The sequence below is a fragment of the Herbaspirillum sp. RV1423 genome, assembly GCF_000577615.1.
In the GTDB taxonomy this organism is placed as follows: Bacteria; Pseudomonadota; Gammaproteobacteria; order Burkholderiales; family Burkholderiaceae_D; genus Herbaspirillum.
The window spans coordinates 39,373-62,144 of the sequence record NZ_CBXX010000020.1; the positions used below are offsets into that span (position 1 = coordinate 39,373).

The window sequence follows — 22,772 nt, forward strand, 5'->3', positions numbered from 1 at the left end:
GGCCGTCAGGTCTGCTGGCAGTCAGAAAGTGTCGACGGAGACGATGGGTTGACCATCGCCAGTCTTGTGCCACAATGCCACAAGCGGCAACCGTCCGCCCATCCGACAGGCAGGAAAATGAGGCGAACTGCATGAAAACCAGTGACAGCGTCCAACGATCCGACACCGCTCGCGACGGCCTGGCGAGAGTTGCCTTGCCGGCCGGAAAATCGCCGCTGCAAGCCGACAGCGGCCAATTCCGCGACAACCGTCCGCAAGCGCGCCAGCACCACGCGCTGGTGCAAGCCATGCATGACACGGAGCGCGCCCAAACGCAGTCGCCCCTGACACAAGTGATCGCCCGTCCCGCCGCGCCGCATGCCATGCAAATGCGCGCGGCGGTAGCCATCAACGACGATGCCGAACTAGAACGCGAGGCTGACATCATGGGCGAGCACGCACTGCACGCTGGAGCAGGCTCGTCGCAGGCAGCACAAGCAAGTGCCGCGCCAACGCAGCCAACTATCCGCCCTGCCGCCAATGTCAGCCAGCGCAAACTGCTGCTGGACCCCGGGACGGTCAGTTATTCCATCGATGGCGCGGGACAGGATTACGCCTATGTCGGCAAGTATGAACATATCAACCGCTATGTCCGCTATGGCGATTTGCCGTTGTTGAAAACCGAAGCCGACAATCTGTGGACCGACATCAAAACCCAGGACTTCCATGGCGGGAGCAATATGGCGCGCATCAAAACGGGGGAACAGACAAACGACTTCAGCGCGCGTCCCGATCTTGCGCCCGGCGAAGAAAAATATGAAGACGAGCGCACCAAAGCTACCAAAAACTACCTGATCGGCATCGTCGCACCCGGCAAGGAGCATTACAAAGGGCTGGTCAAAGACGACGGCGCGTGGAAAGACCTTCAGCTTTACCACGCCGATAATGAAGATGACGACAACGCCGCCAGCATGACGGGCGTGCCCGCCGGCACGCTGGCGGCCGGGGAGAAATACGAATTGTTCGTCGCCCTGATGCAGCAAATCATGATCAATCAGGGCGAACCGTTCGAAAAGAGCGAAGGCGGAAAATCCGACCGCACCGCCAAAGCGAAAGGCAAGGTCTACATCAAGGCTAGCGACGCCGCGGGCTTCGTCTGGGACAGTGCGGACAATCCTTATCGGGAAAAACTGGCCGCAACCGAAGTCGTGCAAGTGCCCAGCCTGGACCACGCCAGCGTACCGGTTAAAAATATGCCTTTGGACATCAACGGCAAAAAAGTCGTCTACGCCACCACTGAGCAGTCCAAGGCGCGCACCTCAGCCAACTTCTACATCGTTGGCAAACCCTATACGCAAACCCAGATCACCGCGAAAAAAACGGATACGGAAATCACCACGCCGTGGACCGCGCTCAAAAGCAAAACACCTGCCAAACAACACGCCGAAACTTTTTCGCGCAAGGACCGCGGCAAGGGCCAGGCCGACGCCATGGGCAAGTGGAGCGCCAATGCCGCCGTCGCCGTCAGCAACGCGGTCGATGGCACCGGCTACGATGTCGGCCGCGCCTGGGAGTGGCTGCACCTGCGCGGCGCGGGACTGGGGGGCGCTACCGCCGCTGGCAATCTGACGCCCGGGACCTATAGCGCGAACTCGGAAATGATCCCGATAGAAAACAAGATCAAGTCACTCAAATCAAATCCGAAAGTCTCCAAGATAGAAGCCGATTTCGAGCCGAAGAACATCAGCGGCGTCTTTGCCAAACAGATAGAAATCGCCATCAAGGTCACTTACAAAGGCATTCTCGCTGCGCAGACCGGCTCCTGGACCATTGATGCTCAGACCGGCGCGGTGTTCGACAAAATGCACGAGAAGCGCTTGCAGCAAGATGTGGAAGGAAAACTCGACGAACCGCCGCCAGCGTCGTCGGCAGTCCCACCAGTAGCAGATCCGCTAGCGTCAGTTTCGGTCGGATCAGTGTCAACAGGACAGGTTTCGGCATCATCCGCGCCCAAGGACGTGGTCGGCGACAGCGTCGCAATCATCTACACCAACGGCTTGATGAGCGGGCCGCATAAGGTAATCAAGCACATCAAGGATGATCTGTATTTGCTCGAACTGGAAGAACATCGATTTATCGCCGGAAAACTGCGCCAGGATGGCTGCATGCTGGTGGAGGCAGCAGACTCCGACGATGAATGATTCGCCCCGGCCTCGTGTTTCAGAAGATTGAAACAAACCGGCATGCCATTAGGAATGAACCATTGCACAATCAACCGCCACTACTATCTGCGATGGAATTCGCCGCGCGCGCAGAAAAACTTGAAATGACGCGGGCAAGGCGCGTGAGCGATGCCCAACGAGCGCGACGCGGCCAGCGCCCTTTCCGGGAAGAGCCCGCAGGGAGCGGCCTGTTTCGATTGCGGACGCAGACTTAGCTTGATCAAGCCAATCCTGCCAGTTGCCATAGAGGAAGACCAGAAATTCACCTCTTTCGCACCTTCCCTTTCTATGCAAAACTCTCCCTGGGTAAAAGAAAAAATATGACATACCGGGAGAAATAGCATGTTCACTATTTTGCAAAAACGAAGTGCCCTTATGCTCGCGGGACTTATTGGCGCTTTCTTCTGCTCAACGGCAATTGCCCTTGATTTGAACTTGGGTCTTGATGTCGGCATCGACAAAAAGACTCGTGCACTCATTGAGAAAATGCCTGCTGAAGTGCGAATACAGATCGAAAAACTATTGGTCGACGCTCAACCACTCATTGATCAGAGTGTTCTTCTCTATTTAAATAGAATCGATCAAATATTGGCCGACAGGCTGAGCCAAGTGCAATGTGTCGCCGACGGAGTTACCAAGACTGCTATTGAAGAGCTCATTGCCAAATTGAAGCCGTGGAAAGATGGTCCCACAATCGTCGGTGATTTGGCAAAGAGCGTTGAGCACTATCCTGACAAAGTGAAACGCAAGTTCACTCCTGAACAGTACCGTATAACGTATGCGGATTTGCTGAACAACGCACATACCGTGGCATGCGCAGTAAAAGACACTCCCGCTGCTGAGCAAGAGGTAATGAAAATCAGATTTGATCTAACCGCGCGAATCCGACCATGGGTACGGCTGGAAGATGAATCTTGCATTGACGCACGTAGTTGTCTGCAATTGATGAAAAGTCGAGTTGCTCAAGAGCTCTCATTGGTCGATATTCGCGATTCGTCCGAACCGAAAACAAGACTCGATAAAATTGAAATCCCTAAACAGTCATGGGAAAAATTTGATCCGCTACCTTAAGAGATGAATTTGAAAGAGGTCTATGAGATTTCTGATGAAGTAAGAATAAAAACAGAATTGAGAAAATTGAGAGGAACGGAGGCAATGAATAATGCAACAAAAATTGCGGAAAATCTTGATGCTATTTTAAGAGCTGCACAACAGGTCGGAAACAATAAACCGGCTCTTGAATCTTCGATTGAAACATTGGTTCAACACAAGAACGATAGAATATCCGTAGAAAAAACCGTTGCAAATGCAACAGACATATTGCCCTCTCTTGCAAACCAGGGAAAGATTTTGAACGAAAGAATCAAATCTCTGGATGCGAATATTGATCCTTTAATCGCGACACTTCGGGTTAGGCTCGTTTCACTAGACAAGCCTTCCGGTCCGTTTGCAGGTTGCAGTGGCGGCGGTGGCGGTAAAGCAGGTCATTGCAATCCTTATTAGCTCGTCTAAACGAACCAGACTGCAATGGCTGCTGGTATTGAACTATGTGACCAAACTCACTCAACATAGTCATGATATGAAGAGCAGCTTTCCGCCCCAACCTACTGAGCAGATGTCAATATTGGAAGCCTCCCTTGGCGTGAAAGCTGCTTTAGCGAACATATAACTGTAAAGACGCAGAATATTTTGCGGTAATGTTCTTCTTACCTTAATCTGCACAAGCAGGCATCAGAATCTTCTGAGCGGCGAGAACGTGATTTGAAAAGCTAACGTTTGGGGGCTATATGAAAATTCGGGATTTGAGTATCGGAACGCGGCTTGGGATTGGTTTTTTTGTTGTTCTGTCGATGGCGACCATTTCGTCATGCGTGGGGCTGTGGCGCCTCAATGAAGTCGCCGTCAATACTCGAAACATGATGCAAGAACCACTGATAAAGGAGCGCATGACCGAGGAGTGGTATCACATCACATTTGCCGGTCTTAAGCGTCAATTGGCCATCGTCAAAAGCAGCGATCCTTCCCTGGCGGAATTTTTTACCGAAGACGCAAAGTCGTCGTCCGCCAGAATTACCGAAATCCAGAAATATATCGAAGGCCATCTTCTTTACGACAAGGAAAAAGAGCTGTTTCAAAAAGTCGGTGCTGCGCGCAAACGTTATCTTGTCAATCGAGACCAGGTCATGCAGGCGAAAAAAGAAGGGCGCAATGATGAAGTGGCCAAGTTGTTTGAAGAATTTACCCCTTTGTCCGAAAATTACAAAAAGTCTCAGCTCGAATTCCTCAACTTCCAGAAAGACACCGTCAACAATTTGAGCAGTGAAGTTGACGCCATTGCGAGAAGCAGTGAATTGCTCGTTTTATCGCTCATCGGCTTGTTCGTTTTGTCGGGCGGGATGCTTGCCTGGTCGCTGACCCGCAGCATTACCCGGCCCATTTCCTACGCATTGGAGTTGACCCGACGTGTAGCCGACGGCGACCTTACTGCGAAGATAGATGCCAACACCAAGGATGAGACGGGCCGGTTGCTGAGCGCATTGAAAGAGATGACGGGTAATTTGGTCAATATCATCAGCCAGGTTCGGACCAGCACGGGAATGATTGCGGACGAGTCCACGCAGATTGCCAGAGGCAATCTCGACCTCTCCGTCAGAACCGAACAGCAAGCGAACACTCTGGAAGAGACGGCGTCTTCAATGGACATATTGACCCTGACGGTGAAGCGCAATGCCGACAATGCTGGGCAGGCCAATCATTTGGCTATCACCGCTTCTGAAGTTGCCGTCACCGGAGGTTCCGTGATGACGGAAGTGGTGGAGACGATGAGCTCCATCAACAATTCATCCAAGAGAATCGTCGATATCATTGGCGTCATCGATAGCATTGCCTTTCAAACCAACATCCTCGCCCTGAATGCAGCAGTAGAGGCTGCCCGGGCCGGCGAGCAAGGCCGGGGCTTTGCGGTTGTCGCGACAGAAGTGCGCAGTCTCGCACAGCGCTCTGCGAGCGCCGCGAAGGAAATCAAAGACTTGATCAGCGATTCCGTGGACAAGGTGGAAGCCGGCACGAAACTGGTGGACCATGCGGGATCGACCATGCAGGCGATTGTCGAAAGTATCAAGAGCGTGACGAATATCATGGGAGAAATTACCGCCGCCAGCCAGGAGCAAATATCCGGCATCGAGCAGGTCAATCAAGCGATCCGGCAAATGGATGATGCCACCCAGCAGAACGCCGCATTGGTTGAAGAAGCGGCGGCGGCGGCCCAGACATTACAGGACCAGGCAAAAAACCTGGCGACGGAAGTCAACCTCTTCAAAATGAAAAAATGACGTGACGCCTGCATGGAGTGATTGCCGTTGAGCCAGCAGGGGATCGCGCATGGCACGCACTATTTGCGATCCTCTTGGCTGCGCCCGCGATGCCCGCCTCCGGTCAGTATTTTCCTGCCGCTTGGCGATGCAAGATATGCCCTCGCCGGCTTACCTCTCACCGGAATTCATTTCGTGGATAGGCCGGCTGCTTCAACCTCAATCGCAATTGCTACTGTTCAATCAGACGCGGCATTTTCCTGGGGCTGAACATGACAAAACTGAGCATTGCCAATATCCAGACGCCGATACCTCCGTATAACATCAGAGAGCCGAATCCATCTGCCAATGCCGCTTGCGCCAGGGCGCCGGACGCCTCCAGACCAGACAGCCTCTCTGTGCCCAGAATCAGATTGCCCGCAGCAATTGCTTGGGCGGCGCTGCGTAGCTGTGCGAGAGGAATGTTTTCCGAAGCATGTCCACGCAGATAAGACAGCACACTTTCCAGCAGCAGGAATCCCATCACCGCGATGTTGACTGCCAGTGTGATCAGTCGTGCGCTCATGTCGATTCCCGATGCCATGCCGGCGCGGTTGCCCGGTACTGATCCCGTGGTGGTATTGGTTACCGGTGTGTTGGTCAAGCCCAGTCCGATACCGGCGATCAGGCTTCCTGGCAGCATGCTGACCCAGCCGGCGTACTCCACATCGCTTCCATACCGCATCAGCATGAAACCGAGTCCGATCGTGAACAAGCCTGCCGGAATCACCGCGCCCGGTCGATACCGCAACGAGAGGCGTTCGGCGAACGGCGGGAGGATCAATGTCGGCAAAGTGTAAGCAAGCAGAGACAAGCCGGCATCGACCGTGTCGTATCCCAGCACCGCCTGGAAATACAGCGGCAAATAAATCATCAGCGGCCAGAAACTGAAGTTCATGCCGATGGAGCCGAGCAGCGCGCCGCAAAAGTCGCGAATCTTGAAGACTGAGAAATCGAACATGGGATGAGGAAGGGTTTTCTCCACATACACAAATACCGCAAAGCTGAGCACCGCCGCGCCGATGATGGCCATCCCGGCAGGACTGGCGAAGCCGAGATCGGCTCCTTGCGTGATGAAGTAAGTCAATCCAAATACCGCCAGAGACAGCGAGACGATTCCGACAAGGTCAAGCCGTTTTGCATCCGGATCGGACGATTCCGTCACGCCGGGGAAAGTCAGAAACAGAGTCAGCACGGTCAGCGGGACGTGCACCAGAAATACCCACTTCCAATCCAACAGCGCAACAATGGCACCGCCGATCAGCGGACCGAAACCCAAGCCTGCACCGAACACGATGCCGAATGCGCCGAACGCACGGCTGCGCTCACGATCCCCACGAAACTGATGCGACAAGATCGCCAACAGACAGATCACCATCGCGCCGCCGCTCAGACCCTGCAGGAAACGGCTGGCGATCAGTATCGACACGCTCGTCGCAGCGCCGCAAATCAACGAAGTGACGCCGAAACAAACCAGAGTAACGATGAACAGACGCTTGCGTCCATAGCGGTCGGCAAGCGTGCCCGCCGCCATCAGGACGGTGGTGCAGGCGATGGTGTACGCATTCATGATCCATTGCATGTCCTTGAGATCGCCGTGCAGCAAGCGTTCCAGCGTCGGCAGGATGACCGGTACGCTGGATATTTCCAGCCCGAACATGAGTGCCGCGAGACAGATCGATGCCAGCGCAAAGATGTTTTTTCGAGAGGAGGAGAGAGGCATTACGTGTATTCCCGTCATAGGTTGCATTGAATCCAGACCGCTGATGAAGATGCGACCTGAACGAGAAACCGATTCTGGGCGATACTTATCCATGCCACAAATGATTTAATTTTGTGAAATTTATTAATTATCGTCATTAATGTTTCGTTCGACTGGACACCATGGACCTGGATCCCACGCTGCTGCGCACCTTCGTCGCCGTTCACGATACGGGCAGCTTTACGCGCGCCGCTGAGCGCCTGCATCTTACGCAGTCGGCCGTCAGCCACCAGATCCGCCGGCTGGAAGAACAGCTCGGACGGCCATTGCTGCAGCGGACCACGCGCAGTCTGACGGCAACCGAGGATGGCGAAGACCTCATGCCTTACGCGCGACAGATTTTGGATACCCTGGACTCGTTGGGCCAGCGCTTCCGACCGTCACCCATTTCGGGAGAGGTGCGTTTTGGCGCACCGGAGAATTTTGTCGGCGATCGCCTGCCCACGTTGCTGTGTCAGTTCGCCCGCTCCTTTCCATCGGTGCGCCTGGATGTGCGCGTCAATATGCAACTCGATTTGCGTGCGCTGATCAAGGATGGAGAGCTGGACCTTGCCGTCATCATGACGCCCGGCGACAGCGAAGAAGGCATGCACATAAGGCAGACGCAACTGGTCTGGGTAGCGGCGAAATCATTTGATTTGCCGAGAGGAAGTCCGCTGCCCTTAGCCTTTTTTCCCGCACCTTGCATCAATCGCAGGGTGGGCATCAGCGCCTTGGACGAGATTGGCGTGAAGTGGCACACCGTCTTTACGTCGCCGAGTCAGCAAGGCATCAGTGCAGCAATCTTGTCGGGTCTGGCCATTTCGGTATTGCCGCTGGAAGACCTGGAGGAGGACATGCGCATCGTTGACGGCTGTTACAACCTGCCGTCTCTGCCCAAAGCCAGTTTCACACTTATCTGCAGCGACGAAGGAAAGACGCCCGCGGCACAGGCTTTCGGCCAGTTGATACTGGATTTATCAAAGCAGATGGTCCAGTCAAGGCCGAAAAAACGAGGGCGGAAGTAGCGCGCCTTAACGGATGAATCCGCCGCCGATAGCGGTCATGAGCAATTGGCATCCAGCCCGAGAGCGGTCTGGCACACCGTACGCACCTGCTCCCTCAGCCAACGATGCGCAGCGTCGCGTTCAAGGCGCGGATGCCACATCTGCGAAATGGTGATCGGCGCGGTGTTCACGGGAAGCTCAAAAACATACGTTGCGGCCATCGGCCCGTCCTGCGGATGTTCTTTGGCCGCGGACAAAAAGGACGCCGGCACCAAGGCCGCGAGGTCGGACGAACGGGCGATGGCGAGTGCTGCCGGAAAACTCGGGACGATGGCGACGATATTGCGCGTCAGGCCCATTGCCGCCAACGCGTCATCCACAGGCCCGGTGCTGCGGCCCCGGCGCGACGTGACGACGTGACCGCATGCCGCATAGCGTTCGGCACTTATCTCCGCCATCGCTGCAAGCGGGTGCCCCTTGCGAACCACGCCCACGAAGCGATCGCGAAACAGCGCCTGCACGCGCACCTCCGGCCCCATCTCGCTCACTACGCCGATTTCCAGATCCGCACTGCCGTCCCGCAACGGCAGCGGACTCTTTTCCGCCTTCGGAGCGAAACGCAGCCGTACAAAGGGCGCTGCGGAGGTGACCGCTTCGATAAGTGCAGCACCGAGGATTTCCACAAAACCATCATTGGCGCGAATGGTGAAGGTCCGCTTGAGCGTCGCGATATCGGGTTCGGAGGAGGAGGGGCGAAGGAGGGAACGTGCGTCATGGACGATATTCTTGGTCCGCTCGCTCAGCGCTTGCGCGCATGGGGTGAGCACCATGCGTCGTCCGGCCCGCACCAGCAGGGGATCCCCGGTCGCCATGCGAAGGCGGGTCAAGGTGCGGCTCACGGCCGAAGCGCTTAGTCCCAGGCGACGTGCCGCGCCGGCGACGCTAGCTTCAGTGAGCAATGCATCCAGCGCAATCAACAGGTTCAGGTCGGGTTCGGACATCGGGCAATCCTACCATGCAGCGCCCGGATAAGGCGTTTGATGCAGGTATCCAGTGCAAGCCATGCGCCTTCCGCCATCTCTGACGTATGGTTATAGTGGATGCACAAATCGTTTAACAGGACTCGCCAGACATGGAATTGTTTTCAGATATGCCCTCCGATGAGGGACTTCCCGGCGCCGAGCGACGCCGCGCCATGATCGCCGTCATGACCGCGACCACCATGGCGGTGTTCGACGGCACCATTGTCAACGTTGCACTGCCCCAGATCGGCCTCGCGCTCAATGCCTCTGTCAGCGCATCGATCTGGGTGGCCAACAGCTATCTGCTCGCCGTGGCCATGACCCTGGCGACATTTGCATCGCTGTCGGGCCGGGTGGGCTTTCGGGGGCTGTTCACCGCCGGCTTGGGAGTGTTCACGCTGGCGTCGCTGGGCTGTGCGCTGTCGTCGTCGATCGCCATGCTGATCGGCATGCGTGTGCTGCAGGGCATCGGCGGCGCGGCAATGCTGAGCATCGCACCTGCGATTCACCGCACGGTATTCCCGAACCGCCTGCTGGGACGCATCCTCGGATTGAATGCGGTGCTCATCGCGGCCAGCACGGCCATTGGCCCGGTCCTGGGCGGCACGCTCCTGGCGACCTTGGGTTGGGAGTGGATCTTCGCGATCAATGTCCCGCTGGGCATCGTCGCAGTAGTGCTGTCGCTGAGCGCGATCCCCGACGCACGCAAGCCGGCCGGCGCGCCGTTCGACATTGCCGGCGCGCTGTTGTCGGCCATCGCCATGGGGGCATTGATCATGGCCACCGATACCTGCGCCCGGCTTTCGGACAAGGGAGAGGCGCGCGATGCGGCGTTGACCGCAGTTGCCTATGGATTGACGGCGCTTGTCGCCGGCATCGCCTTTGTCTGGGACCAGCGTCGCGCGCGCCAACCCTTGCTGCCGCTGGCGATGTTTGCGTCAGGCCGGTTTTCGCTGGCGGCGCTGACCTCGCTGGCATCGTTCGTCGGCCAGGGAATCGCCTTCGTCGCCTTGCCCTTCCTGTTTCAGAATGCGTATGGCTATAGTGCTTTCCAGTCGGCGCTGCTGTTCACGCCGTGGCCGGTCGGCATCATACTGGTCGCCTCGCATGCCGGAAGACTGGCCGACCGGCACTCGCCCGCCGTGCTGTCGACGATGGGACTGGCGCTGTTCACCGTCGGCCTGGCTTTGCTGGCGCTGCTACCCGACGATGCGTCGGCATGGAACATCGGGTGGCGGACCCTGATCTGCGGAATGGGATTCGGTTTTTTCCAGAGTCCCAACAACCGCGAGATGCTCTCCAACGTCGTGCCCGAGCACAACGGCAATGCTTCCGGCGTTCTTGCCATCGTACGTACGTTCGGTCAATGTCTTGGCGCGGCGCTATTGGGTGTGGTCATCTCGGTATATACCGCCGAAGCCATGACCTTCGGCGAAATACAGATGACTGCCGCACAGGATGCCCGGGCCATTCAGATCGCGTTGTGGGCTGCGGTTGCGGCCACTGCGCTGGCAACCGCCGTGAGTTTCAGCCGTATCAGGAAGGCGCGTGGTTCTGTGGCGTGACTATGCGGGGTGGAGTGCGGGCGGATGTTGATATCGACGGAGGCGCCGCATGCCATCGGGATTCAGAGATTCCTGACTGGCCATCTCGGTCCAGGGGAACAGTTCTCCGATAGCCTGGATGGCGTCTGCCGCAACAGCATAGCTCCTGCGGGAGTGACCAGACCGCAATTGCCGCCAATATCAGTAGTCGACAGGTTTATGATGATGAGCTTGGCGACGACGTTTAAAAAAGGAGGCTTTTTCCTTTTTCTGTGAGCGAAACCATGGTCGACGACTTCAGAGCAGGGCGTGTCCGAATTTTCGTAAACGGGGTTTCGTTTAATTCATAGAGATACGTTCAGCGAACTGGAGGGTAACCTGGGTTAGCGCAGCCTTCCAATCCCGGATTGGCAGTGTCCACTTTTAATCTCTATTTCATTTTCACCTTCACCGGAATTTTTATGAAGCATCCTATCCGCACTTCTGCTGAAGCCTTCGAAGAGCACATACCGGGAGAGATTCTGAAGGAACGCAAAGCGCAATCGTCAGAGGAAGTATTCGTACAGATATTGTCACGTCGACAAATACAAGAGAGCGTTATTATTCCTGCCGTTCCAGAGCCGTTGATTGTCTGGATAATGTCAGGCGAAGCCATCGTCGAGGAACGTCCTCTTGGCGGAGAATGGCTGAGCAACAGCGTCAGGGCGGGTGATTTTTTTCTTACAACAGCACTCGAACCTACCGAGTTGCGATGGCGAGCCGACGGTAAGAAGCCGTTTCAAGTGATGCATGTTTATGTTGGTCTTGCTTTGCTCAGACAGATTGTCGCAGAAGTACTGAACAAGTCGTTGCCCGATTTTTCACTACGCGAGGTCTCGGGAGAAACCGATGAGGTTCTTTCTGAGCTATTGGGATATTTGAGTCGTGAATTGCATGATCAAAAAAAACCGAGTGCGGCATATATTCAAGGACTGGCGCAAATGTTGACGGTTCATCTGGTTCGCACCTACGAAACGGCAATCCTTCAGCCAAACGTAATGCGAGGCGGCTTACCCGCCTTTAAGCTGCATCGTGTTTTCGATGTCATGCGTCAGCATCTGGCAGAAGCATTCAATCTCGAACGTCTTGCGCAGGAGGCCGGCCTAAGCGAATTCCATTTCAGCCGAGTGTTCAAACAGGCCACGGGTATGCCGCCTTCAAGATATTTCATTCGCTTGCGCATGGAGCAAGCCAAGCGTCTACTATGTGAAACAGATGCATCGATCATCGACATTTGCTTGGCAATAGGCTACAGCAGTCCAAGTCATTTCTCGCAGATCTTCAAAAAAGAGACCGGAGTCGCGCCAAGCGACTACAGAGGAAGTTAGTACTTTTAATTCGATAGCAAAATCCCGACAGATTCCGCAAGACCCCGAGCGACGATAGGTGAAGGCAATTGCATCATGAGTCCGTGCTTCAAATTTCGTGTTGAAGCGCGTCACTCTATCAACTATCGAAGGAAATCATCATGGAACTCAAGGGAAAGGTGGCGTTGGTTACAGGCGCATCCAGCGGTATTGGCGCAGCAACAGCAAAGAAGCTCGCTAGCGAAGGCGTCAGGGTAGGCTTGGCGGCGCGCCGTCTCGACCGGCTTCAATCTCTCGCGGAAGAAATCAAGGCTGCCGGCGGCGAGGCGATTGCCATCAAAATGGACGTGACCGACCAAGAGTCGGTCAACAGGGGAGTACAACGGCTGGTGCAACAATACGGCACGATTGATATTTCGTTCAACAATGCAGGCCTCATGCCCATTTCCGATATCGCAAGCCTGAAGGTCAACGAATGGCATCAGATGGTGGATGTCAACATCAAAGGTCTGTTGAACACTGTCGCTGCCGTTTTACCTGTCATGCAAGAAAAGAAGTCCGGCCACATTATCAATACCTCTTCGATCGCTGGTCGTAAAACTTTCTCCGGACTAGGCGTGTACTGTGCAACAAAACATGCTGTAGCCGCATTTTCGGACATTCTCCGTATGGAGGTCGCCCCCAAGTACAACATCCGTGTCACCAGCGTTCAACCAGGAGCGGTCGAAAGTGAATTATTCGAACACATCTCAGACGCGAATTATCGTGACCGGATGGAAAAGCTGAAGGAACAGATGACGTTCCTGAAGGCTGAGGATATCGCCGACGCAATTGCGTTTGCGCTCCAAGCACCTGAACATGTCGATCTGGCCGAACTCTTTATTATGCCAACTAGTCAGCCGTGGTGATAGTCGGTGTTCTTGACGGCGCTTAACTGAAAAATGAAGGCATGTTCTCCCGAGATCATGCCTTCGTTCGCGCCATGCTCAGACATGTACGTTTCTGGACGACGCTGTCTGAAAACGTAAATTCGAAAAATCGCAGGTAAAGGGACTCTTCTCGATATCGAGAAAATTGAAGAGCAGCCGATCTGAACCGCCTATTTTTTAATTGATTAAAATCCTGCGTTTTTGCACAACCTCGGGCCATTGTAGCTTCTCAATAAATTTTCTCGCAGAGTTAAACCTCGACCGCTAAAACATCGCCGCCCGAGCGACCCGCGATGTTCTAATACCTGACTGATTGATGAAGGTCAGTCCGGCGACGACGTTTGAAAAAGGAAGTTCTTTCCTTTTTCCGTGAGCGAAATCGTGCCCGCCATTCCAGCGGTAGAGTCGACGAAGCCATTGGCGCAGGCATCTTCCCATATCGTCAGCCGGGGACATGTACTTTTCCAGACTTCAAGGACTTCGGAGTAGGAAGGTTTCCCTTGTTCAATCCAAGCCAGCATCTGCAACGTCAGCGCATCATGTGATCGGTCCATATGTCCCTCGCTTAACAGACAGGTACTTCCCAGTATCGTCCGATGTCACCGAATCTGCAAGTCGAAGGACTCGCACTTTCAGACCTGTTTCAGCCCGGATGCCGACAGAAAAATCGAGATCTTTAGCGGCTTGCTTCCGACCGAAAGCAGACTGGAATATTCTCGGCGCACCTCGCGCCGGAGCGAATCGGACCGCCTCCGATGCGCCTCTTTCCATTGCCGCGCATCACATGGTATTCAGCGCCGCCAATGTCGCCGCATCAAGTTGCAGGGCTCCGGCGGCGACGTTTTCGCGCAGATGCGCGACCGACGAAGTGCCCGGGATCACCAGGATGTTCGGTGCGCGCTGGAGCAGCCACGCCAATGCAACCTGCATCGGCGTCGCCTGCATCGCTGCGGCTACACGCGTCAATGTTTCCGATTGCAGCGGCGTGAATCCACCCAATGGAAAAAACGGCACGTAAGCGATCCCCTGGGCGGCCAACGTATCGATCAGCGCATCATCGCCACGATATGCCAGGTTGTATTGATTTTGCACACAAACGATCTTGGTAATTTGTTGCGCCTCGGCCACCTGCTGCGCGTCAACGTTGCTGAGCCCGATATGCCGGATCAATCCTTCCTCTTTCATGCGTACTAGCGTATCTAGCGCTTCGCCGATCGACGAACCATCTGCACCAGCCAGACCGGGCGCACGGAAATTGACCACATCGAGCGCCTCCAGTTGCAGGTTGCGCAGGTTGTCGTGGACGGCGTCGCGCAGTTGTTGCGCCGACGCCGCCGGCACCCAGGATTGATCCGCACCGCGTAGAAATCCGATCTTCGTGACGATGATCAACCCGTCCGGGTACGGATGCAGTGCTTCCCGGATGATCTCGTTGGTAACGTGCGGCCCGTAAAAATCGGAGGTGTCGATGTGGTTAATGCCCAGCTCGATGGCCTCGCGTAGTACCGCTACAGCGGCGCTGCGATCTTTAGGCGGCCCCCATACGTGCGGACCGGCCAGTTGCATTGCCCCGTAACCAACGCGGTTGAAGCTGATGTCGCAATGCGCGGGTGAAAATTTGTCATGGGAAGGTAAATAAGCGTTCATCAAAACTCCTGCAGAGTGATTGGATTGGCGAGAGACTCGCTATGCGCCGACGTTGCAGCATGAGTGCATGGTAATGAAGACTGCGCTGTGTGATAATCGGGGCAATAAAGTACAGGCCGTACGAAATTCCGCACAATAAAGCTGGGCGCCTCGATGACTACCGATATTCACTCCCTGGCAGATCTGTCTACCTTCGCGCTTGTCGTCCAGCACCAGGGATTCCGCCAGGCCGGACGCGCCAGCGGACAGTCCGCCTCGGCCCTGAGCGAGGCGGTGCGCCGGCTGGAAAACAAGCTCGGTATCCGACTTCTCTTGCGCACTACGCGCAGCGTGACGCCAACTGAGGCCGGCGCGCTTCTGCTGAGTCGTCTGCGCCCGGCGCTGGACGATGTCGCCAATGCACTCGATATACTGAACGATTTGCGCGACAGTCCGCGCGGCACTTTGCGATTGAACGTACCGGTGAGCGCGGCGCGCTTTTTTCTGCAGCCGTTGGTCAACAAATTCATTGATGCTTATCCGGAAATCATGCTGGAACTTGTCGTCGATAACAATTTTGTCGATGTCGTCGCCAGTGGTTGTGACGCAGGCATCCGTTATGGCGAACGGCTGGAGCAGGACATGATCGCCGTGCCCATCGGCCCGCGCACGCAGCGATTCGCAGTGGCCGCCGCGCCAACCTATCTCGCGCGGCGCGGCGTGCCGCAACACCCGCGCGACCTGCTGCAACATGCTTGTCTGCGCGGCAGATTTCTTAGCGGCGCCATCTATCCGTGGGAATTTGAGCGTGACGGACAGACGCTCACGGTTGAACCCGGCGGCCCTTTAATCGTCACCCCCACCGTGGCCGACCTGGCAGTAAGCGCCGCCGTGGCGGGACACGGGCTGATTTATCTTTTTGAAGAATGGCTGGAACCGTACATGACATCCGGACAACTGCAACCGGTGTTACAGGATTGGTGGCTGAGTTTCCCCGGCCCTTTTTTGTACTACTCAGGCCGACGCCATTTGCCCGCGCCGTTGCGCGCGTTTATCGATTTCATTCAGTCGCCGGCGGCTGGCTAAAATATCTAAAATATATTGCATGTCAGAAGCTAAGTCGCCAGCAATATTGGCGCTCCGATCTTCTGGCGATATTCCGTAGTCAGTGCTTGCTTGCCTCGCCATCAGGCTCCGCTGCCATCGAGATGCTGATGATAAACAGGTCAAAGATTCTAATGCTTTCTGCCAGCGGATCGTCCACCGGCAATCCCCAGCTTGGGAATTGGCCATCAATGTACATACGTGCCAAGCCATAGACCATGGCGCGTGCGGCAATTTGATATCGCTTGATATCGCCGGGGCGAAGCAAACCCTGAGACGCGGCATCACACATCAGTTCATTCATCCTGACGCGAATCAAATCGTTGCTGCTTCTCAACCGGGACCCTTCATAGTCAATCACCGACCGCGAAGAGATGACTTGAAAATGCGTCGGGTTGGCAAATGACCACTGCAGAAAGCCGACGCCAATAGCGCGGAATTGCATTAGTGGAGTCTCCCGAGCAGCGGCACGTAATGTGTCTGCAATGGAAGCGCCTAGCCGTTCCTGCGCCTCTTCGGCAACAGCGGTGAGTAGTGCCGTGCGTGTAGCAAAGTGACGGAACGGTGCCGCGGGAGAAACGCCGACCAGCTTTGCCACTTCGCGCACGCTGACAGCTTCCAGTCCCTTATCCTCGATCAGATGTACGCAGGCGTCTACGAGCGCCTTCCGTAGATCGCCATGATGGTAGGCACGGGGAGTTGCTGCTTTGCCAGCAGGCTTTCGCGAGTTTTTCTTGGGGGGCTGCATCGCTCATCCGCTAATTTTTCAAAAATGTGATTGCTGCTTACATTCTAGGTCAGAATTGCTATAATCAAAATGTAATCAATGATTACATTTACCAATCCTTTAAGGAAGCGTATGAAAATTCGAATGAATCCAGTCTGGTTTTACCTCGGCATTATATTTGCGCTTTCTTGCATAAGAACCGCTCAAGCTGCTGATCACATTGGGCATGTGGCGGCGGAGCAGACTTTGACGTCGGCAGGCCTGTCGGTGAGTGCTCCGATTGCAGCATTGCTGGCGAAGGGCGTCGTGGTGATTCCCTTCAAGTCGGACGATGTCAAAATCATGCCCCTCTATGGCGATGCGGCTGCACAAGTTGTCCCGCGCTTGGGACATTTGCATGTCACGTTGGATGGCGCTGCCTGGCATTGGGTGCATTCCGATGACGGGCCACTCGTTTTACAAGGCCTATCCAGCGGACGGCACCAGATCACGCTCGAATTGGCGGATGCTGCACACCGGATTCTTACCAGTCGCAAGGTGGAGTTTGTTGTACCGTGATTGAGGCGTGACGCAGACGGCGACACTCGTCGCTGTCCGCTTTTCAGCAGCGGTTCAGAATCTGCCGGGGACTTCATCTACAAGACTAATGGTGTGCAGAAGCACTCCGCGACAGAGAGATTTTCAGGCGAATTCCTGGAACCGGATATCGAGACCGCCATCAGTGGCGGCGTCAAGTTCTCGTGGAATTTCTCCCAGCGTAACCCGGTGGCCGTGCTGGGTCCGGTGCCAAGACCTGACTTTTCGCATTCGATCCGCCTGATCAAGTTCCTGATGGATGGCCAGCCGGGATGCCTGAAGATCAATGCCGGCTTTGTTGATGTTCGCGACGTGGCGGATCTGCATTTGCGGGCCATGACCGATCCCGTGACCGTCGGCGAGAACATGTGGGGCTTCGCCCAAGTACTGCACGACGCCCTGCGCGACAGTGGCCAGCGGGTCCACAGCGCGCCAATGAACCAGCTATCTGCGCGCTATCGCGCCGCCCGCAACCTGTTTTTATTGACGGCGACATATGGTAATGGCGAGGCGCCCGCTTCGGCCAATCAGTTCCTCGCGCCGCTCGATCGGGTGCCGGCTAATCCGGCGCTGAAATTTGCCGTACTCGGCTTCGGCGACAGACAGTTTCCCAAGTACTGCCAGTTTGCCCGGGATGTCGACGCGGCCATGAACCGGCATGGATGGCAACGCATGCTCGAGCTGGTCACGATCGACCGTCAGTCCACACAGGAATTCGCACGATGGGGCGCCAGCCTTGGCGGCGTGCTGGGTATCGGGCTCCAGCTCGAACATGTCCCAGTTCATCCGCGCACGTTTTCCCTCCGCTTGCAGGAGCGTATCGATTACGGTCGGCAAGAGCAGGAACCGTCCGTGGTGCTGCGTTTTGTCTCCGGGCAAATGCAGGAACCGGACGGACTGTTTGGCCGCCTGTTCCGGCCGCACGGGCTCCCGTCCTTCGAAGCTGGCGATCTGGTCGGCGTTATCGCGCCAGGCAGCGCGATGCCACGGTTCTATTCACTGGCCAGCGGCGCGCGCGACGGTATCCTTGAGATCTGCGTACGCCGCCAGCCAGGCGGGCTATGTTCGACCTACCTGCATGGCCTGCAACCGGGCGACTGCATTGAAGCGTTCATTCAGCCCAATCCACAATTCCGGCCGGCATCCGGGAAGGCTCCTGTGATCCTGATCGGCGCCGGGACCGGGATCGGTCCGCTCGCCGGCTTCATCCGCAACAACACCGGCAAGTACCCGATGTATCTCTACTGGGGCGGCCGCGATCCCGAATCCGACTTTCTATATGAACCCGAGCTGCGCAACTATCTGGCGGACCGTCGGCTCACGCAGTTGCACACTGCTTTTTCGCGCGTGAAGAATGGTGAGCGCGTGCAGAATCGGCTGATCGACGATGCCGACAACCTGCGCAGCTTGATTGAACACGGCGGCCAGGTGCTTGTTTGCGGCAGCAGCGCAATGGCCGAAAGCGTCCGGCAGGCCCTGAGCAACGTGCTTGCCCCGCTTAACCTGGACCTCCAGACGCTCAGAAACGAGGGAAGATACCGTGAAGACGTATTCTGAACCGCCAGCGTCGCCGGTCCTGCAACGCTATAGCCTGAATGGCGCAACTATGGGCACCCGCTATACCGCCGTCTTCTACGCGCCTGCTGCGATTGACGCAGCCGCCGTCGATGCAAGCCTGTCTGCCGCAGTGGACAAGGTCGACCGGCAAATGTCGACCTGGAATCCGATGTCCGACCTTTGCCGGGTCAACGCCGCACCAGAAAATACCTGGATCAGCATACCGGACGAGCTGGCCCACGTGCTCGAAACCGGACTGCAGGTAGGTCTAGAATCGCAGGGCGCCTTCGACATCGGTGTGGGAGCGCTGGTCGATGCCTGGGGATTTGGCCCATCCCAAGCGCCTGTCGTCGGCCTGCCGACAGCGCCCCCAGGGATGCAGCTTAGCGCGGGTGCTGCAAGCCTGGACGTCGACCGAAAAGGGGGCCAGGTGCGCAAGCGAGCCCCGATTCGCATTGACCTTTCCGGCATCGCGAAAGGCTACGGCGTCGACCAGCTTGCCCACTGCCTTGAGCGATGGGGCATCGCCAGCTACCTGGTCGGCATCGACGGCGAAATGCTGGCGCGTGGCAGCAAGCCAGGCGGACAAGCGTGGACGGTCGCGATCGAAAAGCCGACATATGGCGTACGTGAGCTGGCCGGAACAATGGAACTCATCGATGCAGCGATTGCAAGCTCTGGGGATTACCGACATTGGGTTGAGATTGCCGGAAAGCGCTACTCGCATACGATGAACCCGGTCTTGCAGCAACCATCGACGAACCGCGTCGCCGGGGTCACGGTGCTCGGCGCCACATGTATGCTCGCCGATGCCTGGGCGACGGCCTTGCTCGTGCTGGGAGAGCACGACGGCGTAAAGCTGGCCCGCGAGCGGGACATGGATGCCCTCTTTACGCTGCGCGACGGCGAACGACTCGAGGAAATCTGGGTTACCGGGGGAAGAGCATATGCTTGATAAGCAGGCATCCGTGCTCGGTGGTCCCGAAGGGATGCTCAACCAACAATGGATTTGTTACCCATCACCAGGAGAGTCAATGACAAAGTGCTCCATGCCGTCGCGGCGACTACGTGATCTCGCGAAGTTGCACCTTGTCGGAGATCGAATTGATCGAGGCTGCGCTCAATCGCTTCAGACATTGTTTCGTGAATACCCGCGACGGAAAAGCGACGTCGGCTTTCGACGAGTTTGTATAGGAACGCGGATTTACAAAGAAGTCGTGCCTGGCTAGCGCCCCACGACACAAATACCAATAAAAACAAACACTTACCTTATTAAATCCCCGCTCGATCGATTCAATTTATAACTTTCTCGTAGTTTAACTATGCGAAAGTTAATATATTTCCCTCGACTTACTTTTCCTAGAGTGCTAACTTTCCCGTAGATGAAATACGGGAAAGTTAAAAATGTCTCTCTACCTGGTCGGCCAAAACATCGATAAGGCCAAGAGCCACTACCAAGCGGAAAAAGGTCAGCTTGTTCAACTCATGCGCGGCATTTACGTCGATGCCGCCGACGACGCCAACGCCGTCGTGCTGAAACATGCTGTCCGGATCGCCAATTATCTCTACCCCACCGCGTATCTTTCAGCGGCGAGCGCCGTGCTGCTTGGGCCGACGCGCGACGGCAGACTATTCCTGAGCGGCCGGCGTTCGCAACGCACCAGAATTCGTTCGTTGGAAATCATCCAGAACCCCGCCCCGGATAAACCTTCCATCGGCAATGCCGTCATCGACGACGGCATGGGCGAGTTCCATGTCAAGGTTTCGGCCATGCGCCAGAGATTTCTCGAAGCATTCCGCGTACGAAGCGAACATGCGGCCTCCATCGACGACGACATGCGCGATGCCATCCGCACGCGGCTGATCGCGGAATTCGGCAGCCCCAAAGGCGCCGCCGACGCGGTGTGGGCTCTCGCGCGAGAAAACGCGTGGTACAAGGAAGGCGAACAAGCGGAGCGCTTTCTCCTTCATGCGCCAAGCTTCAAAACAGTACGTAACGAAGCGGCGATAGATTTGATCGTGGCGTGGCATGGCGTCGCGATCGGAAACCTGGTCCATGACGGTTTCGAATGGCGCTGGAACCCTGCCAAAACAAAAGGTCCCGCGCTGATCCGCCAAACGACGCCTGGCGCACTGCCGCCCTTTATCGTTTCCTTGCTGCCCGAAGGCTGGCTGGAGACCGTGTTGCGAAACGAAGACGAACGAACGATGCTGCGTTCGGGCAAACGGTACATGTCCAACATCACGATCGTGGAGCAAGAGCGCGAACTCAAGGAAATTGCGCCCGATGTTCTCGTCCGGCCACTCAGCGATTTCACCAGGGACGGCGTCTTCATCGGCAGGTACCGCGGACCGAGCCGAGACACGCTCGAAACAAGTTTCGAAAAGAACCTTGCGGACCTCTATGCGTCCGCCGACACACCGCGGCTATCCGGCATCCAGATAAAAGCGCCGATGTACCTGGACAAGGATGGCGATTTGTCGGCGAGTACCAGCATGCCCTTCACCCACATTCTCAAGCCGGCCGGCAAGAGCGGATTTGAAGCCCTCCCTGTCATCGAGTGGCTATCTCTTCAGCTCGGCAAAGCCGTAGGTTTTACCGTGCCGAGCATCGCTTTTGTCGAGATGCCGGACAACATGCCCCCGGCGCTGCTGGTCGAACGATTCGACATCCGGACCAGCGCGGAAGATCAAAGAAGACTCGCGATGGAGGACCTGTGCTCCGTCCTGGATCTTCCCCCGGAATTGAAATATTCCGGCACCATGGAACGCATAGCCCACGCTGTACGCAGCCTTTCCACCTCGCCCGAGGCAGACCTTCTTGGGATATTGAAGAGAGCGCTATTTGCATGGTTGATCGCCGATGGCGACATGCACTTGAAAAACATGGCCCTGCTGAAAATTGCCGATCCCGGCGACGACTTCTTCCGTTCGGTCCGCGTCGCTCCGCTCTACGACGCCGTCACGACACGTGTTTTCCCGCGCCTTCAAGATGACCGCATGGCGCTGAAGCTCAACGGCAAAAATAGCCGTCTTCGTCGCGCGGACTTTCGTGCGCTGGCAACGACAGTCGGCATCAGGGCCGGCGATGCAGACGCTGCGATCGATCAGATCGTCGATGCACTCAACACTGCCTTGATTACTGCGAGCCTTCCCAAGCTCCATTATTACGGCGACGACGGACAGGTCATGGCCAAAAAGATGCTCGCGGTCGTAAAAGGACAGCTAGACGGCTTCTCCTGAGATTTTATGCTGCGGCCTTGCCCGCCCCCTGGAAATGAAGCGCTGACAGAAGTATGAAGAGTATTTCGAGATCATCAGATGAAGATGACATTTTTGTCATTTGAATGTCATCTGGATGACTCCCTCGGCTGGCTAGGATCATTATTCCTCAACTCCCCGGTCCGATCCCATGAGCGCATCCATTCAAAAAATCCTCCGCGGCACCGTCGCATCGGCCATTCTCGCAAGCGGCTTTATCGGCTCCGCTGTCCTGGCGCAGACGCCTGCTTTGACCGGGATACGCGGAGCCATCACCTCGGTCGGCAGCGAAAAGCTGGTCGTCAAAAACAATCGCGGCGGTGAGCAGACCGTCGCACTCGATCAGAACACCCGGGTAGCCGCGATCTCCATCGCCAACATCAACGACATCAAGCCCGGCAGCTATATCGGCGCCGCCGGCATCCCGCAGCCTGACGGCTCGCAGAAGGCGCTTGAGGTACACGTTTTTCCTCCGTCGATGGCAGGCACGGGCGACGGCCACCGGCCTTTCGACCTGGCGCCTAACAGCACCATGACCAACGGCACCGTCGGCGATGTTGTCGCCAGCAACGGCCGTACGCTCACGCTCAAGTACAAAGGCGGTGAAAAGAAGATCGTCGTGCCCGAAGACGTGCCTATCGTCAGCATCGAAGCCGGCGAGCGCTCCCTGCTGGTCGTCGGCGCCAAGGTGGTGCTGCGCGCCCGCAAAAATGCGGACGGAAGCCTGACTGCCGTGTCGGTCAGCGTCGGCAAGAACGGGGTTACACCTCCGATGTAAGGA

Annotated in this window: 19 protein-coding genes; 14 read left to right on the plus strand and 5 right to left on the minus strand. The window is 56.3% G+C overall.

What is annotated here, in order from left to right:
• Positions 1-131 precede the first annotated feature (131 nt).
• The 4 genes from RV1423_RS17545 (at position 132) to RV1423_RS17560 (ending at position 5,533) form a co-directional block, all read left to right on the plus strand.
• On the plus strand, positions 132-2,180 hold the full coding sequence (locus RV1423_RS17545; RefSeq protein WP_034299258.1) for a hypothetical protein: 2,049 nt from the start codon (positions 132-134) through the stop codon (positions 2,178-2,180).
• Between the two features lie 363 nt (positions 2,181-2,543).
• On the plus strand, positions 2,544-3,272 hold the full coding sequence (locus RV1423_RS17555; protein WP_155835146.1) for a hypothetical protein: 729 nt from the start codon (positions 2,544-2,546) through the stop codon (positions 3,270-3,272).
• Between the two features lie 9 nt (positions 3,273-3,281).
• Positions 3,282-3,704 carry a hypothetical protein gene (locus RV1423_RS29910; RefSeq protein WP_155835147.1) on the plus strand — a complete coding sequence of 141 codons (423 nt, stop codon included), beginning with the start codon at positions 3,282-3,284 and terminating at the stop codon, positions 3,702-3,704.
• Positions 3,705-3,988: 284 nt separating this feature from the next.
• Entirely contained in the window at positions 3,989-5,533 is a 1,545-nt protein-coding gene (locus RV1423_RS17560) for a methyl-accepting chemotaxis protein (protein WP_034299266.1), read from the plus strand.
• A 211-nt stretch (positions 5,534-5,744) separates the two neighbouring features.
• On the opposite strand, the gene RV1423_RS17565 is transcribed toward RV1423_RS17560, so the two are convergent.
• Positions 5,745-7,274, minus strand: coding sequence for an MFS transporter (locus RV1423_RS17565; protein WP_081768866.1), 1,530 nt, complete (start codon positions 7,272-7,274; stop codon positions 5,745-5,747).
• A gap of 161 nt (positions 7,275-7,435) precedes the next feature.
• On the opposite strand from RV1423_RS17565, the gene RV1423_RS17570 reads away from it, so the two are divergent.
• Positions 7,436-8,320, plus strand: a complete 885-nt coding sequence (locus RV1423_RS17570) for a LysR family transcriptional regulator (RefSeq protein ID WP_034299272.1) — start codon at positions 7,436-7,438, stop codon at positions 8,318-8,320.
• Between the two features lie 35 nt (positions 8,321-8,355).
• Here the strand turns inward: RV1423_RS17570 and RV1423_RS17575 are convergent, their stop codons facing one another.
• Positions 8,356-9,300, minus strand: coding sequence for a LysR family transcriptional regulator (locus RV1423_RS17575; protein WP_034299276.1), 945 nt, complete (start codon positions 9,298-9,300; stop codon positions 8,356-8,358).
• Between the two features lie 131 nt (positions 9,301-9,431).
• On the opposite strand from RV1423_RS17575, the gene RV1423_RS17580 reads away from it, so the two are divergent.
• The 3 genes from RV1423_RS17580 (at position 9,432) to RV1423_RS17595 (ending at position 13,119) form a co-directional block, all read left to right on the plus strand.
• Positions 9,432-10,886: a DHA2 family efflux MFS transporter permease subunit gene (locus tag RV1423_RS17580; protein WP_034299280.1), complete on the plus strand. Its 1,455-nt coding sequence runs from the start codon at positions 9,432-9,434 to the stop codon at positions 10,884-10,886.
• Between the two features lie 440 nt (positions 10,887-11,326).
• The gene (locus RV1423_RS17590; protein WP_034299475.1) at positions 11,327-12,232 is read left to right on the plus strand and encodes a helix-turn-helix domain-containing protein; all 906 of its coding nucleotides are present in this window, start codon (positions 11,327-11,329) and stop codon (positions 12,230-12,232) included.
• Positions 12,233-12,372: 140 nt separating this feature from the next.
• Complete coding sequence (locus RV1423_RS17595) at positions 12,373-13,119, plus strand: SDR family oxidoreductase (RefSeq protein WP_034299286.1); 747 nt, start codon at positions 12,373-12,375, stop codon at positions 13,117-13,119.
• Between the two features lie 344 nt (positions 13,120-13,463).
• On the opposite strand, the gene RV1423_RS29120 is transcribed toward RV1423_RS17595, so the two are convergent.
• Positions 13,464-13,694: a hypothetical protein gene (locus tag RV1423_RS29120; protein WP_081768867.1), complete on the minus strand. Its 231-nt coding sequence runs from the start codon at positions 13,692-13,694 to the stop codon at positions 13,464-13,466.
• 226 nt (positions 13,695-13,920) lie between these two features.
• The gene (locus RV1423_RS17600) at positions 13,921-14,787 is read right to left on the minus strand and encodes an oxidoreductase (RefSeq protein WP_051516742.1); all 867 of its coding nucleotides are present in this window, start codon (positions 14,785-14,787) and stop codon (positions 13,921-13,923) included.
• A gap of 153 nt (positions 14,788-14,940) precedes the next feature.
• Here RV1423_RS17600 and RV1423_RS17605 point away from each other — a divergent pair, with 153 nt between their 5' ends.
• Positions 14,941-15,852 (plus strand): LysR family transcriptional regulator, encoded by a 912-nt coding sequence (locus RV1423_RS17605; protein WP_034299290.1) that lies wholly within the window; start codon positions 14,941-14,943, stop codon positions 15,850-15,852.
• 79 nt (positions 15,853-15,931) lie between these two features.
• Here RV1423_RS17605 and RV1423_RS17610 read toward each other — a convergent pair whose 3' ends face one another.
• Positions 15,932-16,618, minus strand: a complete 687-nt coding sequence (locus RV1423_RS17610; protein WP_051516743.1) for a TetR/AcrR family transcriptional regulator — start codon at positions 16,616-16,618, stop codon at positions 15,932-15,934.
• Positions 16,619-16,729: 111 nt separating this feature from the next.
• On the opposite strand from RV1423_RS17610, the gene RV1423_RS17615 reads away from it, so the two are divergent.
• From RV1423_RS17615 to RV1423_RS17635, 5 genes are all read left to right on the plus strand, one after another.
• Positions 16,730-17,155: a DUF6130 family protein gene (locus RV1423_RS17615; RefSeq protein WP_051516744.1), complete on the plus strand. Its 426-nt coding sequence runs from the start codon at positions 16,730-16,732 to the stop codon at positions 17,153-17,155.
• 93 nt (positions 17,156-17,248) lie between these two features.
• Positions 17,249-18,730, plus strand: a complete 1,482-nt coding sequence (locus RV1423_RS17620; protein ID WP_231502338.1) for a flavodoxin domain-containing protein — start codon at positions 17,249-17,251, stop codon at positions 18,728-18,730.
• A gap of 49 nt (positions 18,731-18,779) precedes the next feature.
• Entirely contained in the window at positions 18,780-19,685 is a 906-nt protein-coding gene (locus RV1423_RS17625; protein WP_081768869.1) for an FAD:protein FMN transferase, read from the plus strand.
• Positions 19,686-20,134: 449 nt separating this feature from the next.
• Entirely contained in the window at positions 20,135-21,973 is a 1,839-nt protein-coding gene (locus RV1423_RS17630) for a type II toxin-antitoxin system HipA family toxin (RefSeq protein ID WP_034299296.1), read from the plus strand.
• A gap of 169 nt (positions 21,974-22,142) precedes the next feature.
• On the plus strand, positions 22,143-22,769 hold the full coding sequence (locus RV1423_RS17635) for a DUF5666 domain-containing protein (RefSeq protein ID WP_034299299.1): 627 nt from the start codon (positions 22,143-22,145) through the stop codon (positions 22,767-22,769).
• The last annotated feature ends 3 nt before the right edge of the window (positions 22,770-22,772 follow it).